At 34.9% G+C, this 15282-nt stretch carries 14 protein-coding genes and 1 tRNA gene; 2 read left to right on the top strand and 13 right to left on the bottom strand.

Going from position 1 to position 15282, the window contains the following annotated elements:
• Positions 1-36: 36 nt before the first annotated feature.
• Positions 37-654: a spore coat protein gene (locus tag UtA1_RS14945; RefSeq protein WP_016838686.1), complete on the top strand. Its 618-nt coding sequence runs from the start codon at positions 37-39 to the stop codon at positions 652-654.
• 50 nt (positions 655-704) lie between these two features.
• Here UtA1_RS14945 and UtA1_RS14950 read toward each other — a convergent pair whose 3' ends face one another.
• The 6 genes from UtA1_RS14950 to UtA1_RS14980 form a co-directional block, all read right to left on the bottom strand.
• Positions 705-1427, bottom strand: coding sequence for an amino acid ABC transporter ATP-binding protein (locus UtA1_RS14950; RefSeq protein WP_016838687.1), 723 nt, complete (start codon positions 1425-1427; stop codon positions 705-707).
• Positions 1424-2134, bottom strand: a complete 711-nt coding sequence (locus tag UtA1_RS14955) for an amino acid ABC transporter permease (protein ID WP_096551869.1) — start codon at positions 2132-2134, stop codon at positions 1424-1426. The genes UtA1_RS14950 and UtA1_RS14955 overlap by 4 nt, the downstream gene beginning before the upstream one ends.
• 20 nt (positions 2135-2154) lie before the next feature.
• Entirely contained in the window at positions 2155-2976 is an 822-nt protein-coding gene (locus tag UtA1_RS14960; RefSeq protein ID WP_408647344.1) for a basic amino acid ABC transporter substrate-binding protein, read from the bottom strand.
• Between the two features lie 899 nt (positions 2977-3875).
• Entirely contained in the window at positions 3876-5594 is a 1719-nt protein-coding gene (locus UtA1_RS14970; RefSeq protein WP_096551871.1) for a methyl-accepting chemotaxis protein, read from the bottom strand.
• A 3-nt stretch (positions 5595-5597) separates the two neighbouring features.
• Positions 5598-6749, bottom strand: coding sequence for an ATP-grasp domain-containing protein (locus tag UtA1_RS14975; protein ID WP_096551873.1), 1152 nt, complete (start codon positions 6747-6749; stop codon positions 5598-5600).
• Positions 6750-7350: 601 nt separating this feature from the next.
• Positions 7351-7422: transfer RNA gene (locus UtA1_RS14980), tRNA-Arg, on the bottom strand.
• Positions 7423-7763: 341 nt separating this feature from the next.
• Here UtA1_RS14980 and clpP point away from each other — a divergent pair.
• Entirely contained in the window at positions 7764-8354 is a 591-nt protein-coding gene (gene clpP, locus UtA1_RS14985) for an ATP-dependent Clp endopeptidase proteolytic subunit ClpP (protein WP_016838692.1), read from the top strand.
• A gap of 353 nt (positions 8355-8707) precedes the next feature.
• Here clpP and UtA1_RS14990 read toward each other — a convergent pair whose 3' ends face one another.
• The 7 genes from UtA1_RS14990 to UtA1_RS15020 all read right to left on the bottom strand — a co-directional run bounded on the left by UtA1_RS14990 (position 8708) and on the right by UtA1_RS15020 (position 15170).
• Complete coding sequence (locus UtA1_RS14990) at positions 8708-8965, bottom strand: HPr family phosphocarrier protein (protein WP_026019099.1); 258 nt, start codon at positions 8963-8965, stop codon at positions 8708-8710.
• Positions 8966-9057: 92 nt separating this feature from the next.
• Entirely contained in the window at positions 9058-10005 is a 948-nt protein-coding gene (whiA, locus tag UtA1_RS14995) for a DNA-binding protein WhiA (protein WP_096551875.1), read from the bottom strand.
• 33 nt (positions 10006-10038) lie between these two features.
• Positions 10039-10998, bottom strand: coding sequence for a gluconeogenesis factor YvcK family protein (locus UtA1_RS15000; protein WP_096551877.1), 960 nt, complete (start codon positions 10996-10998; stop codon positions 10039-10041).
• A gap of 14 nt (positions 10999-11012) precedes the next feature.
• On the bottom strand, positions 11013-11885 hold the full coding sequence (gene rapZ, locus UtA1_RS15005) for an RNase adapter RapZ (RefSeq protein WP_096551879.1): 873 nt from the start codon (positions 11883-11885) through the stop codon (positions 11013-11015).
• Complete coding sequence (locus tag UtA1_RS15010) at positions 11878-12369, bottom strand: NUDIX hydrolase (protein ID WP_096551881.1); 492 nt, start codon at positions 12367-12369, stop codon at positions 11878-11880. Before UtA1_RS15010 ends, rapZ begins: the two co-directional genes overlap by 8 nt.
• 255 nt (positions 12370-12624) lie before the next feature.
• Complete coding sequence (gene trxB, locus UtA1_RS15015; RefSeq protein WP_016838700.1) at positions 12625-13575, bottom strand: thioredoxin-disulfide reductase; 951 nt, start codon at positions 13573-13575, stop codon at positions 12625-12627.
• Positions 13576-13637: 62 nt separating this feature from the next.
• Positions 13638-15170 carry a tetratricopeptide repeat protein gene (locus UtA1_RS15020; RefSeq protein WP_096551883.1) on the bottom strand — a complete coding sequence of 511 codons (1533 nt, stop codon included), beginning with the start codon at positions 15168-15170 and terminating at the stop codon, positions 13638-13640.
• Positions 15171-15282: the final 112 nt, after the last annotated feature.

The raw sequence follows: 15282 nt of genomic DNA on the forward strand, positions 1-15282 counted from the left end.
AGTGTACAGAAACATAAATTAAGGAGGATACATGCAATGGAAAATCAATTCACAAACCAACAACAAACTTCAGAAAATATCCCTATGTCGATGAATCACGGTGCTCACGAGGTGATGGATGTTCATGAAGTATTAAGTGCTTCCATTGGCGCATTAAACATGTTTGTCATGTTACGTCCACATGTTCAAGACCCTGAATTATTAAATATTTTAGATAGACAATATGCGTTTATGCTCGATGAATACAATATTACTGCTGAATGTTTTAAAACGGGGCAAGATCCAAGCCATCCAACTCGTAAGTACTGCATGCAAATCGGAAATGACTCAAAATACGGTTTAACACCATCTGAACCGAAAAAACCAATTACTTCAGCAAATGAAATTGATGACAGCATCATTTCAGGTTTCATGTTAAGTCAGCATAAAGCGTTGGCGACTGGTAAAACAGCTGCTGCATTAGAAGCTACAAACCCAGTAGTACGCCGCGTATTGCAAGACTCTGTTCCAAACTGCATTGAAATGGCATACGAACTTTCACTTTACCAAAACAAAAAAGGATATTATCAAGTTCCACAACTTTCACCACAAGATATGCAAACTATGTTAAATATGTATGGTCAAGCAGATAGAGCAAAAGATATGCCTAACTAATGAAAAATCAAAAAGGACATCTCTTGACATGTGGAGATGTCCTTTTTGATTTATAAAACTTTACTTAAAAAAGCTTTTGTTCGTTCGTGTTTTGGATTTCCAAAAATGTCTTCTGGTTTTCCTTCTTCCACAATAACGCCGCCATCCATAAAGATGACCCGATCCGCAACTTCACGAGCAAATCCCATTTCATGTGTAACAACGACCATCGTCATTCCTTCAAAAGCCAATTGTTTCATTACATCCAACACTTCATTTACCATTTCTGGGTCAAGAGCAGAAGTTGGTTCATCAAACAACATGACTTTCGGTTTCATCGCTAGTGCTCTTGCGATGGCTACTCGTTGTTGCTGACCTCCAGATAACTGTTGAGGATAATTGTATGCCTTTTCACGAAGACCTACTTTAGAAAGCAATTCAAGCGCCAGTTCCTCAGCTTCATGTTTATTCATTTTTCGAATGAGCATAGGAGCCATCGTAATATTATCTATCACCGTCATATGTGGGAATAGATTAAATTGTTGAAACACCATTCCTACTTCTGTACGGATTTTATTAATGTCTGTATTTCGATCATTGACTTTCGTACCGTCAATATAAATGGCGCCATCTGAAATTTCTTCTAATAAATTGATACAACGTAAAAATGTACTTTTTCCAGAACCAGAAGGACCAATCACACAAACAACTTCTTTTTCTTGAATCTCATAATCGATTCCATTTAACACATGTAACTCGCCAAAGCTTTTATGAAGATTTTCGATCTTAATCATGCACCAACCCGCCCTTCATTTTTATTTTTGCGCGGATTGTATTCAATGCTAAAGCGTTTCTCAATGAGTGAAACGATTTTCGAAACGATAAACGTTAGTGTTAAATAAAGCGCTGCCGCAGCAAGATATGGTTCCCAGAAACGGAAATATGCTCCTGAAACGACTTTTGCTGCATATAAAATATCGTTGGCAGCAATTACTGTTACTAAGGACGAATCTTTTAATAGAGTAATAAATTCGTTTCCAAGAGGGGGAATCATACGGCGGAAAGCTTGCGGTAAAATAACTTTCCGCATCGCTTGGAATTGATTTAAACCGAGAGATCTTGCCGCTTCCATTTGACCTTTATCTATTGATTGGATCCCCGCACGGATAATTTCAGCTGTATAGGCAGCACAATTTAATACAAGTGCTGTAATCCCTGAAACCATAAACCCTAGTGAATGTCCAAACAACGTTGGAATTAAAGCTAAGTGAATAATAAATATTTGAACTAGGAGAGGCGTTCCTCGGAATAAATCGATATATAATTTACAAGGGAAATAAAGCCATTTCTTTTTCGAATTTTTCCCTAATCCGAGTAAAACTCCTAATATGAATCCGCCTATAAATCCACAAATTGTTAAGATTAACGTTACCCAAATACCACGTATGAAGCTTTCACGGTAGTTCCAGATTATATCCCAGCGAAAATCCAGGAATTCCATCTGAAACACCCCCTACTCTGTTATTCAATTTCTTGTCCAGTAATTTCTGCTAATTTGCCGTATTCTTTAATTTTTTGTAATCCTTCATTTAATAAATTTAATAGCTCAGTGTTTCCTTTTTTCACCATAAAGCCGTAATATTCTTTATCGAATGCATCGTCTTCAATAACTTTTAATTTTACATTTGGATTATTTTTAATATATTCATACACTACCGCGTTATCACCAATTGCCGCTGCTGTTGTTCCATTGATTACTTCTTGAATCGCTAACGGAAGGTTTTCATACGCTAAAATATCTGGGCTTGTTTCTCCTAAAAGTTTTTTCGCTGCTTGGTGTCCAGTTGAGTTGATTTGTACAGATACTTTTTTCCCTTTCAAATCTTCAGCTGATTCAATTTCTGAATCTTCAGTAACTACAATCACTTGTGTAGCCTCGAAATATGGGTTAGTGAAGTCGAAAGTTTGTTTACGCTCATCAGTGATTGTGATACCAGAAGCCCCCATGTCCAATTCGCCGTTTTGCACTTGTTGGAACACTGGATCCCAACCAACATGGCGAATTTCATATTCCATGCCTAATTCTTCGAAAATTGCATCTAAAATATCTACGTCGATTCCAATGATATTTCCTTTATCGTCCATATATTCAAATGGAGCGAATGTCGCTTCTGTTCCGACTAAGATTTTTTTGTCTTTTAATCCTGAATTTTCACCTGTGGCATCTCCTGTATTCTCGCCAGCATCTCCTGTTGTGTTCTTTTCACCACCCGCTCCACAAGCAGTTAACATTAATAGTAGTGTTAAAAGTAACATCATAAATAAACTGCGATTTTTTTTCACCACTTGCAATATCCTCCTTTAGTCATTAACTTGTTCATCAGCAATAGATAAAAATTTGTGACACTGATATGTTTAATTATATAAATCAAGAAATATTTATACAACATTTAATTTTTCATATTATTAAAAAAGTTATATTTTATTACATTATTTTTGTGAAATATCTTAGTTTTAGATGTTATTGATATAACATTTCGAAAAGATAGATTTTTCAATCTCTTGTATAAAAATACCCTACACACCCAAAAAACCCCTCCATACCTAAGCGAAATCGCTAGATGAGGAAGGGGGAATCTTATTGAATGAATATTAAATTTTATGAAAAAAGTTATTTAAAAAAATTGATTAAAAAAATGAATAAGGGATAAAATGAAATGTTCACTTTCCATTTTATTCCACACATCTATCTTTAGGCTGTTAAACTATAGAGTACAACTTATTTACTTGCTAGCAAGTAAAATGGCACCCTCGAAGGAATAATAACCATGCACCTAAACGTATCGATATTTCAATGCTTTTCAGTTGTTAAATTTATGTCTGTACATAATTATTTTCAGTGCGTAAATCCATGAAGGCGGAGGTCTCTCCGCCTTCTTTTTGCACAATAAGCCTACTTAAAAAAGTAGGCTTATTGTCCTGGTCGTTTGGAACAACATCTATATTTATGTTTTATCAAATAAAGTGTCATGCCCAATTTCATCCTCGAAATTGTTTTAACTTTTTCATCATCAGTAGTATTTTCTGTTGAATCTACCATAGTTTTTAATCTGGCCGCTTTTGTTGTTCAACATCGCCAACTACACATTCCATATAATATAAAGTTAAAAGAATCAAAGTCTTCAGAAGTAAGAGCATCTCCACTAATGGAATATAAAGAAATCTCCTGAAAAAGTTTCATTTTATTTTGTTGCAGTTTCACTTGTCTTAAATTGCTTAATCATATCTTGAAGGTTGTCAGCCAATAGTTTTAGATCTGAATTTTGTTGTTTTAAGTAATCAATTGTGTTGTTTTGTTGAACAGCAGAAGCAGAAATTTCTTGAGTCGCAGCCACTCCCTGTTCTGAAATGGCCGAAATTTCTTGAATGGACATTAAAATTTTGTCGGATGCTTGATCCAAATCTTCCGTACTTTTCACTATCGTATCAATTCCTTTTGCCAATTGCTCCACCGACTCAAAGATTGAATTGAATAATCGCCCATTATCCTCGACAATCTCAACACCTTTTACAATATCTTCATAATCTTGCTGGTTCAAATTCAGCACGAGATTCGCCTGTTCATTAATTTCAACGATCGCTTTCGATATGGTTTTGATCGATCCATCCGTTTGATTAGCAAGTTTTTGGACTTCCTGGGCAACCACCGAAAATCCTTTGCCCGCCTCTCCGGCACGTGCCGCTTCAATGGATGCATTTAAAGAAAGAAGATGGATTTGTGATGAAATTTCCTGGATAATCTTAATAATTTCATTAATATGTTCTAATTTTTTCCCCAGATTAGACAAGTTCTCTTTACTTACCATGCCATTTTGTTTGATTTTGTTCATTTGTTCGGTGATGATTTCAACTTGGACATTTCCTTTTTCCGCTTGCTGACTCGTTTGATCCGTCAGGTTTTTAATCACCTTCGTTTGTTCATCTACATTGGATATCGATGAGGATATTTCCGATATCATATTGGAAATCCGTTCAATATGGTTGGCTCTTTCTTCGGCCCCTTTCGCCTCTTCATCTGTACTTGTCGCAATCTGCTTAGAAGCCTGATCCAATTCTTCAAAGGACTCCGATAGAGTTTGACTGGTAAGATGGATGCCTTCCGATTTCTCTTTGACATTGTCAATGATGTGACTCAAATTTTTTCTCATTTCTTCAAAGCTGTTTGCCAAAATTCCTATTTCATCTTGGCGATTAATATTTATCGATTGGCTAAGATCTCCGGTAGAAAAGGTTTTCGCATATTGCACCAAACTATTAAGCGGTTTAGAAATCCGATTTCCAATAAATAAAGCCAATAAGATTCCAATAACAATCATAACAGCTGTTACAATAAGCGAAACAGTCATTATCCGCTTTTCTAACTGGTCTATAAATTGAGCGCTCATATCGATTCCAAAAATGGCTTCCACACCATCATCCTCTAAAGGAAGGAAAAATGATTTATGAACGCCCCATTTATCTCTGTAAATCGGACTCAGAACCGTCTCTTTTTCTTCAAAGGATGTTTTTTGATCCCCCGTAAACGGAGACTCAACCATAAAATCGTCACTGTCATTTAAAGCGACAATGACATCCTTTCCATTTTTTCTGGACAATACATATACATATTCGATTCCCTTTTTCCCTTCAAAAAATGAATCTAATTTCCGCTTCAGCTGCATCCCGTATTTTTCCGGGGATTCCATCGTATTCTTGATTAAATCCGGATCAATCGACAGTGCCAATAATTGCCCATTTTCTTTTAACAGTTCATCAAATTGTGGAATCACATGTTCTTGAATAATGTAATCTGATACATATTTAACAAACCCGAAAAGAATCATTGAAAATATAAGAAACGGAAATAAGAAACTAACAATTAATTGGGTTTTTATCGATTTTTTCAGAGTTATTTCTCTCATTCCTTATCTCTCCCTCGAATGTTCCATTTCCTTTAATGCAATAAATGGCCGTATATCCATTTGCAGTAATTGATAAAGTTCTTCCATTGTTTCGTTTTTGAAGAACACAACAGCAAACGTTCTATCATTTGTTGCTTGTATTTCTCGATATTCCAAAATTTGGTTAAACTGTTCTTTGAATGATTGATGATCAATGTGCTTTATAAGATTTTGTGAAATGTCCATAGGGATTTCCGCGCAGAAGAAACCGTAAATACCTTGGTCCATCTGGCGAAGCACTTCTTCCCAGTTAGGGCTAGTTCCTTCAAAATAATGCTTATACACATTACAGCCATAAGCATAAAATCCGAGATCTGTCGTTCCCGCCCCAGCAAATCTGAGCGGATTCATTTCAATTGGAATAATGCCATGATTATTTTTTCTCACTTCAAAGTGAATTGGAAAATTTTTCAACGGAACAACTTCTCTAAACTTATGCATAAAAGCCAATATGTCATCGTAGATTTCATGAATTACTTGTTTTGATGTATAGTAGATTCGATCTGACGTATCATATTCGTCTTTAAACAAATGTTTAAAAATATTTAAAATCACAGGATTACCATTATGATCGTAATAACAGTCAACAGCATATTCTTCTCCAAATACCCATTGCTCGATTAAAATGCTCTCTCCGTTAATCACTTCATTGTCGTACATGTTTTTTATAACAAGTAAATCTACACTTAACTTATGTATTGCATCCTGCCATTCATCTGCACTTTTTACTTTATACACTCCAACGCTTGAATATCCTTTGCTTGGCTTAATTACAACGGGAAAAGGGATTTCCTCCACCGGAATGTTAAAAAGCTCATCCAGGTTTACTACCTTATAAAAATAATCAGGGTACATTTTAGAAAGGATTTGACGGAACATCCCTTTATCTTTTAATTGTTTTGACCAACGATTTTGAACACTATTAGGAGCATAAGATTCAAGCAATGCTAAGCAGCTTTCAGAGTTTGTCAATATCTTTTGGTGTTCGTTAATGATAGAAAAAAAATCTCCATCTGGCATTTCCGAACTGTTACCTTGTTTAATAACAGGTACATTAAGTTCTTGCAACGATTTGACCAGAATTGGAGAAATAATTTGATCATTTATGAGAATCATTTTGAATCCCCTTTCTTAAAGCAGAGTTTCTGTTTCTTTCCATAAAGTTAAAATGTTTCAAATGCAAAAATAAGATAAACTAGACAGATGGCTCTTTTACCTCTCGTTCTGCATACATTAATATGGCATCTAATCAATCCAATTGCTGAACAAAATAAAACGAATTGAGACTTACTTCCTATGACGGAAAAGTTGCGATGAATGGGCCATTTTTCTTATCGTCAAAATAATAAGAAGTTTTAACTTTTTAGGTAAATTTATTATTCATTGTTAAATAAATGAGCTTATTAAGTTTCACAGCATAATTTTTTACTATAAAATACTCCGACTCTTATTGCTAAGTAATAGTAAGTAGCAAATTATGTACCAAAATTCATCAATGAAATCAGTAAAAATTACTCAACTGGAACGCATTGAGGACGGAATCATTACTTGTGATCATATAAAGTGATAATCAAGGGGGGAGGTGGATACAAAATAGAAGGAATTAAAGCACCTAAACGTTGATGGGGTTAAGAAATTGGTAATTCTATCGGATATTTTCAGATATCCAAAAAATAAAAAAGACTGCAAACGCAGTCATATCATCGGATGTTTGTAGCGCCCTCGGAGGGAATCGAACCCCCAGTGCAAGAACCGGAATCTTGAGTGTTATCCATTACACCACGAGGGCACATATCAAATAAAAGGTCTTCCCAAAATTTGCATATTTTATTACTATTTTTCATATAATAATAAATATGCATTGTGTTGTAAATAATCTGTTTCGTCTATGAATATTAACGACTTTATCATTATACACAGGTCTTCATAACAATTCAACCATTTAGCAAGAAGAAAGTTATTCTATTATAGATGATTTGGGATTTGTGTATATTCAATAAATTGCCCTTACTTTATATTTGACCATTCTTGACTAATATGTGTATGATAAACATACAAGCTGAAACAATTTCCGTTTCGGTACGTAGAAATATAAAGAAAATCAATTATTGGTTTAAGGAGGACGTAATAATGAATTTAGTTCCTACAGTTATTGAGCAAACAAGTCGTGGTGAGCGTGCTTACGATATTTATTCTCGCCTATTAAAAGACCGAATTATATTACTTGGAAGCCCAATTGATGATAATGTAGCAAACTCTATTGTAGCACAATTGTTATTCTTAGCTGCAGAAGATCCAGAAAAAGATATTTCGTTATACATTAACTCACCAGGTGGTTCAATTACTGCAGGTATGGCAATCTACGATACAATGCAATATATTAAACCAGATGTACAAACAATTTGTATCGGTATGGCAGCTTCCATGGGTGCTTTCCTCCTATCTGCAGGTGCAAAAGGAAAACGTTATGCATTGCCTAACGCAGAAGTGATGATTCACCAACCACTTGGCGGTGCTCAAGGGCAAGCTACTGAAATTGAAATTGCAGCTAAGCGCATTCTATTCTTACGTGATAAATTAAATAGACTATTGGCTGATCATACTGGTCAACCAATTGAAAAAATTGCGCAAGATACAGACCGTGATAACTTCATGACAGCTGAACAAGCTAAAGAATACGGTTTAATTGACCACATTATTTCTTCAAGTGAGGAAAAATAATCACGAAAATAAAAATTATCACCCAATAATTATTGGGTGATAATTTTTTATTTTGTCGATTTTCTTTCGCTGGATTCCAAGGCCAAACTCGAGGCCCTCGCCCTTTTTCAACCCTAGGTTTTGTCACTAATAAATTGCGACAAAACATATGCGACAAGTTTACTTGCCGTCTTTACTCAAATCGACATATCAAATATTCATCATAATTTATACTAATATATCGTTTCGTTCAAAAAACCCTATTCTTTGTTATATTCCCCACTTGAAAATTTGTTTGAATAATTAAAAATAAAAAAACTCACAATTCTCGAAATAATTCGAAAAATTGCGAGCGTTTTCAATTTTTTCATAAATCAAACTTCTTTTTGGATGAAGGAAGATAATCCTTCAATTGCCTCATTTTCATCATTACCCTCAGCGATTAATTTTACTGTTGTACCTCTTGCAATGGCTAAGCTCATGATTCCCATTATAGATTTTGCATTTACTTTTTTATCATCTTTTTGCAGAAAAATATCTGCCTTATAACGATTCGCCTCTTGAACAAACAACGCCGCTTGTCGAGCTTGCAAGCCGGTCTTCAGTTTAACCTCCACTGTGGTTTCAACCATTTTCATTTTCACACCCTTTCTAAAACCGTTCATCTCATTTTATATCTATCTTAACGAAATTATTTAAAAAGAACAATGTGAATTCAATTTTATTATTTTATTACATTTTCGCCACGGCGCAGCTTTTCGGCAATTTCATCAATCTTTCTTAAACGATGATTGATTCCTGACTTGCTGACTGTTCCCGTCGACACCATTTCTCCTAATTCTTTTAACGTGACATCTTGATGTTCGATGCGTAGCCTAGCGACTTCTCGCAATTTTTCTGGCAAATTATCGATACCAATTGTTTGATCAATAAATTTTATGTTTTCTACTTGCCTTAATGCTGCACCAATGGTTTTATTTAAGTTTGCTGTTTCGCAATTCACGATTCGATTTACGCTATTACGCATATCTCGTAAAATACGAACATCTTCAAACTTTAACATCGCTTGAAATGCGCCAGTTAAGCCAAGAAAATCTGAAATTTTTTCCGCTTCTTTTAAATAAGTAATGTGCCCTTTTTTACGATCAATGGTTTTCGCATTTAATTGAAATTCATTCATCAAATTGGCTAACGCTTCACTATGCTCTTTATACATTGAATAAATTTCTAAATGATACGATGACGTCTCTGGATTATTAACAGAACCACCAGCTAAAAAAGCCCCTCTTAAGTAGGCTCTTTTTTGCTCATCTGTTTTCAATAACGATTGGGAAATAGAATGATTTAATTGAAACTCTCCTTGTAAAATATCAAGGTCTTTTAATATTTCTTGCGCACCTTCACGAATTCGACAAATGTAAACATTATTTTTCTTTAATCTCATTTTTTTGCGAACCAGCAATTCTACATTATACGGATAAAGCTTTTTAATAATCGTATAAATTCTTCTAGCTATTGCAGCGTTTTCTGTTTGCACATCTAAACTAAGTTGTTTATTTGAAAAAGAGAGCGTCCCATTCATGCGGATCATTGCAGAGACTTCTGCTTTTAAACATTGATCGCTCTCTTCAATTTGAGTCAATTCTTTTTTCGTTTCTGAAGCAAATGACATCGAAGCCCCCCTCTCTTATGTAAATCGTTCATACTAATTTTTTATTTTTAATGAGTAATCGAGTAACCATTCTGCAATCGCTTCACCTTCATGTCGCACAACGCCGTTTTTAATTGTAGCGATATCTTTTTTAATTATTTCTAATCCGAGCTTTTCTAATTCTTCCACATCAACTTTAACAGGTTCAGCGTTTTGTTCTTTATAATTTGCTTTGATGAGGGATGGCAAATCATTGCTGTTCACTAAAATGGCATCTAAGAACGGTTTCCCGACATGCTCATATATTGCTTTGACATGATCAGCCGCTTTATATTGATTCGTTTCCCCTTGTTGCGTCATTAAATTGCAAATGTAAATTTTTCTAGCCTTCGATTGTACAACAGTTTCACCGATTTCTTTCACTATCAAATTCGGTATGATGCTTGTATAAAGACTACCAGGACCGATTAGTATCAAATCTGCATTTTTGATTGCACTTATTGCTTCTGGAAGGGGCTTTACATCTTCTGGCACTAAAAAAACGCGCTTTATGCGTTTGTTGGATAAAGGAATTTTCGATTCACCCTTTATGATTTCTCCGTCCCATAATTCTGCATGTAAATTCACTTGTCTATTTGCGGATGGAATAACTTTTCCGTGAACTTTCAACACTTTACTCATCTCGGCAATGGCACTGGAAAAATCGCCAATGATGTCAGTCAATGCGGTAATCATTAAATTCCCTAATGAATGACCCCCAAGATCTTTTGAATTGGAAAAGCGATATTGAAACATCTGTTCCACTAAAGGCTCCGTATCAGATAAAGCGGCAATGACATTCCGAATGTCTCCAGGAGGCGGAATATCATAATCATCCCGAAGTCTTCCGGAAGAACCGCCATCATCCGTTACCGTGACAATGGCAGTAATATGAAATGGATAGAGTTTTAACCCGCGTAATACTGTTGATAAACCGGTCCCTCCTCCAATGACAACGATATTGATTTTTTCCATTAAAACAATCCTCTCTAAGATCGAATATCACGGTGTGTTATTTCAGTTTGATATTTTTCACTTAAATATTTTCCAAAATATTCAGTTAATGTTACAGAGCGATGTTGACCGCCTGTACATCCAAAGGCAATCACCAATTGCGATTTTCCTTCTTTAACATATTGAGGAATAATAAAATCAAATAAGTTTTCTAATTTTTGAATTAATAGTTGTGTTTCCTTTGTGCTATAAACGTAATCATAGACTTCTTTATCCAACCCTGTTTTATTGCGCAATTCCTCAACATAATAAGGGTTTTTTAAGAATCTTACATCGAATACTAAGTCCGCATCAATAGGAATTCCATTTTTATAGCCAAAAGACATCACATTGATTGAAAACTTTGGACTCGTTGATACGGCGAATTCCTCTCCAATTCGCTCACGAAGCTCTCGTGGTTTCATATTGGAGGTATTGTAAATATAATGAGCCCTGCCTTTTAGCTCTGATAGCATTGCTCTTTCTTTTTTTATTCCATCTAGAGGTAATCCTCCATGTGCTAACGGATGTTGGCGTCTCGTTTCTTTATATCGACGAACGAGCGTTTCATCATCTGCGTCTAAAAATAAAACTCGCATCTTTACATTTTTCTCTTTTTCTAAAATATCAAGTGCATCAATGAGAGAGTTGAAAAATTCTCCCCCTCGCATATCCATTACTGCTGCAACTTTTGAAATTCTTTTTTTCGACTGTTTCATCAATCTTAAAAAAGTTGTTAACAATTCTGGAGGTAAATTATCTATACAGTAATACCCTAGATCTTCAAAACTTTGAACAGCTACTGTTTTGCCTGCACCGGACATGCCAGTAATGATGACTAATTCATGTTCGTGATCGATTTCACCCATTTTTTTCATCCCCTTCGATTAGCTCCATCGAAGTTTGATATTTCGCCTCGATTAATTCATAATCTTTTGTATATACACACGTACCGTATTGAATCCCTTGTTTTAGCGCTGCAAATAATAAATTTTTTCGATCCCCTTCCGCCATTGGGAGGTGGTAAAGATCTTCAATTAGACGCCACTCTAAAATTCCCTCTCGATTTTCTTTATTTGGAATTCCTTCAACACCAGTCGCTACAAATGTAAATAGCATCCATTCATCAATTACTTCATCATTTTCTTTAATAACAATTGTATTGACACCTTTTAAATGGGCATTTTTAGGAGTAACATTCGTCTCCTCTCGAAATTCCCTTACTGCTGCTTCAACAATGGATTCACCGCTTTCCATTTTCCCGCCTGGTGCGACATACCAACCTCTTCTCGGTTTTTTAAGAAGCAGAACTTGTCCATCTTGTATTGCTAATAAATTTGCAATTCTTTGCATAAACGACACCTCGAATCTTTGTTACTCCTACTACTGTTATTATACCGCGACTCTTTTCGTTCGGTACAAAAAATGCTATGGAAACAATCTATTATTTTAATTTATGATTGGAAGGCGTTCCGTAGAATATTCAAAAAAAAAGTTGTTCCCAAAATGGAAACAACAAAATATATAAATCTAAAAGGGGGGTTAAATTCTAATTTTATTATACCCCTTATCAATGGTAATAAAAGTTACAATATAGTTAATTTCTCATTACCTTTTGTTCACTAATTTTTCTTTTAGTTCTTCAACATAATGTTGCGCAGACTGGGCTGCAATACTTCCGTCTCCCGTTGCTGTAACAATTTGTCGCAACATTTTATCACGTACGTCTCCTGCTGCAAAAATACCTTTTACAGATGTTTCCATTTTTTCATTTGTCATAATATAACCATCATCGTTTAAAATACCTAAATTTTTAAACGGAGCAGTTAATGGTACCATACCGATATAAACAAAGACACCATCACATGGAACTTCCTTTTCAGAACCATCTACTGTTGAAACAAGCGTTACACTGCCGACTTTTCCGTCTTTCTCGTTAATTTCTTTCACTGTGTGGTTCCAAATGAAGTCAACTTTTTCATTAGCGAAAGCGCGGTCTTGTAAGATTTTCTGTGCACGTAATTTATCGCGGCGGTGTACGATTGTAACTTTTTCAGCAAATCGAGTTAAATATACTCCTTCTTCAACTGCTGAGTCTCCACCACCGACAACAATTAAATTCTTTCCTTTAAAGAAAGCTCCGTCACATACTGCACAATAACTTACACCACGGCCTCCTAGTTCGCTTTCACCAGGAACTCCTAATTTTTTATATTCAGCACCAGTTGCGATGATGATGGAACGAGCTTTATACTCTTTTGATCCTGCTTTGATGATTTTATATTCCTCGCCATCAATGATTTCTGTTACATCGCCATAAGCATATTCCGCACCGAATTTTTTCGCATGTTCAAACATTTTTGTTGATAATTCTGGTCCTAAAATGGATTCAAATCCTGGATAGTTTTCCACTTCTTCCGTATTTGCCATTTGTCCGCCAGGAATTCCACGTTCTAACATTAAAGTTGAAAGGTTTGCACGTGAAGTATATACCGCTGCAGTCATCCCTGCTGGACCTGCCCCGATAATGATGCAATCATAAATTTTTTCTTCAGCCATTTTTAATTCCTCCTAATTACTTCTAATGTAGTCTAATAAATTAGGAACTTCAAATAGTTTGCTTACTCCTCGTCAAAAGGTAGAAATTTTAGTAATTGGTCAACATACTTCGTTAATGTAGAAACAGTAATTTCGTGTTTTTCCGCAAATTGTTTTTTCGTCACTCGATTTGACTGAACCGTTGAAAAATACATATATTCCACTGCAGCAGCAAGAGCTTTTACATTTTTAAATTCATAGCCATTCAAAAAGGCTTTTTCAGATAGGACAAACCACATTTGATATAAGTACTGTAATTCAAATGTTAATGCTTCCGTTTTATTATAAAGTTCTTCCGCCACTCCAATTAAACGAGTGAAATTTCTTTCCATTTTGTTTTTAAGATTAAATTGATGATTAAGTGCATAAGCTAAACAAAGTTTTTCTAAGCCGTTGTATTTTGAAAGATCTATTAATTTTGGATGAGAAATAATTTCCTGTTTAAATGCCGATTTACTGAGCAGGAAAAAGCCAAACATTCGATGTGCCGGATAATCGCTATTAATTTTCTTAATAATGTATTCTCGATTTTGATCAAGCGTTGGAATTTCTGTGATTTCTTTATTTTTAATGTGTTTCCATGGCTCCATTCCCTTTTTCGAAGGATCAATACGAATTAACATTTCCCAAGCTTTTTCAGCTTCCTTCACATGATTGGAAAAGTAAGCCGCTTGACTTAACCAAAAATAAAAACCTGAATCACTTGGTGCCATTCGTTTCGACATGCTGTGAAGCCATTTGTAGGCTAAATCATATTCTCCAATCAATGCTAATGTTGCACCAAGTTTATATCGATTATCAAAATCAAATGGATGTACTTTTTTTAATATGTCCACTAATTGTTTCAGATTTGACTCGTCTTTTTCATAATATGCAATGATGGTTAAATTACATAATGCATGCAAATTTCCAACATTTTCTCGAAGAACATGATGTAAAACTGCTTTTGATTGTTCCAAATCTCCTACATAAAAGTATGCAAGAGATAAATTGTTATAAGCAGCCCAAAGCTCAGGATATTGATCAACAAGCTCTTCTAACACTTCAATCGCTTCATTAAATTGGCTATTTTCCATTAATCGACGAGCTTTTTCTTGCTGAATGAATTGATCGTATGAATCCTCTTCCAAATCTTCCAATTCATTTTGTTCAAAATAAGCGAAATCGATTATTTCCTTAGCTTCCAATGCATAATAACCATCAGGATCAAGTTCTAAATATTTTTCTGCATATTTTTTTGCATCATTCATTAAACCTAAATAACCGGACACTTCCGCTAAATAATAAATATGTTCCGGTTCATCTGGTTCAATGCAATATGCAGTATGAATCAATTCATAAGCCTTTTCAAAATTTTGGGCGCTTAATTCTAATAGGCCATAATGCATTAATACATGAGCATCATCCGGACTCAATTCTGCAGCTCTTTTCATATATTTATACGCTCGATCCATTTGGTCCTTTTCCAACGCTTTTATTGCTTTATTGAAATAATATTCACCATCTGGAATAAACGAGACAATGTTGTTTTTACCTTTCTGTTGCTTCTTTTCCAAAATGAACCTCCGAGACAATAAATAAGGAACGTTTTAAAAACGTCCCTTTTCTAATCCATTTTATTATATCACATTTCCAACCTACGTCATGGCAAATGCTTTAAAAGAATGA

Origin of the sequence: Ureibacillus thermosphaericus (assembly GCF_002370195.2) — a bacterium.
GTDB classification, from domain to species: Bacteria; Bacillota; Bacilli; order Bacillales_A; family Planococcaceae; genus Ureibacillus; species Ureibacillus thermosphaericus.

Bases quoted from the DNA above. Each gene is read 5' to 3' on its own strand.
- whiA (WP_096551875.1), bottom strand. From the start codon at position 10,005: ATGTCATTTGCTTCAGAAACGAAAAAAGAATTGACTCAAATTGAAGAG.
- clpP (WP_016838692.1), top strand. From the start codon at position 7,764: ATGAATTTAGTTCCTACAGTTATTGAGCAAACAAGTCGTGGTGAGCGT.
- rapZ (WP_096551879.1), bottom strand. From the start codon at position 11,885: ATGGGTGAAATCGATCACGAACATGAATTAGTCATCATTACTGGCATG.
- UtA1_RS14975 (WP_096551873.1), bottom strand. From the start codon at position 6,749: ATGATTCTCATAAATGATCAAATTATTTCTCCAATTCTGGTCAAATCG.
- UtA1_RS14970 (WP_096551871.1), bottom strand. From the start codon at position 5,594: ATGAGAGAAATAACTCTGAAAAAATCGATAAAAACCCAATTAATTGTT.
- trxB (WP_016838700.1), bottom strand. From the start codon at position 13,575: ATGGCTGAAGAAAAAATTTATGATTGCATCATTATCGGGGCAGGTCCA.
- UtA1_RS15010 (WP_096551881.1), bottom strand. From the start codon at position 12,369: ATGCAAAGAATTGCAAATTTATTAGCAATACAAGATGGACAAGTTCTG.
- UtA1_RS14990 (WP_026019099.1), bottom strand. From the start codon at position 8,965: ATGGTTGAAACCACAGTGGAGGTTAAACTGAAGACCGGCTTGCAAGCT.
- UtA1_RS14955 (WP_096551869.1), bottom strand. From the start codon at position 2,134: ATGGAATTCCTGGATTTTCGCTGGGATATAATCTGGAACTACCGTGAA.
- UtA1_RS14950 (WP_016838687.1), bottom strand. From the start codon at position 1,427: ATGATTAAGATCGAAAATCTTCATAAAAGCTTTGGCGAGTTACATGTG.
- UtA1_RS15000 (WP_096551877.1), bottom strand. From the start codon at position 10,998: ATGGAAAAAATCAATATCGTTGTCATTGGAGGAGGGACCGGTTTATCA.
- UtA1_RS14945 (WP_016838686.1), top strand. From the start codon at position 37: ATGGAAAATCAATTCACAAACCAACAACAAACTTCAGAAAATATCCCT.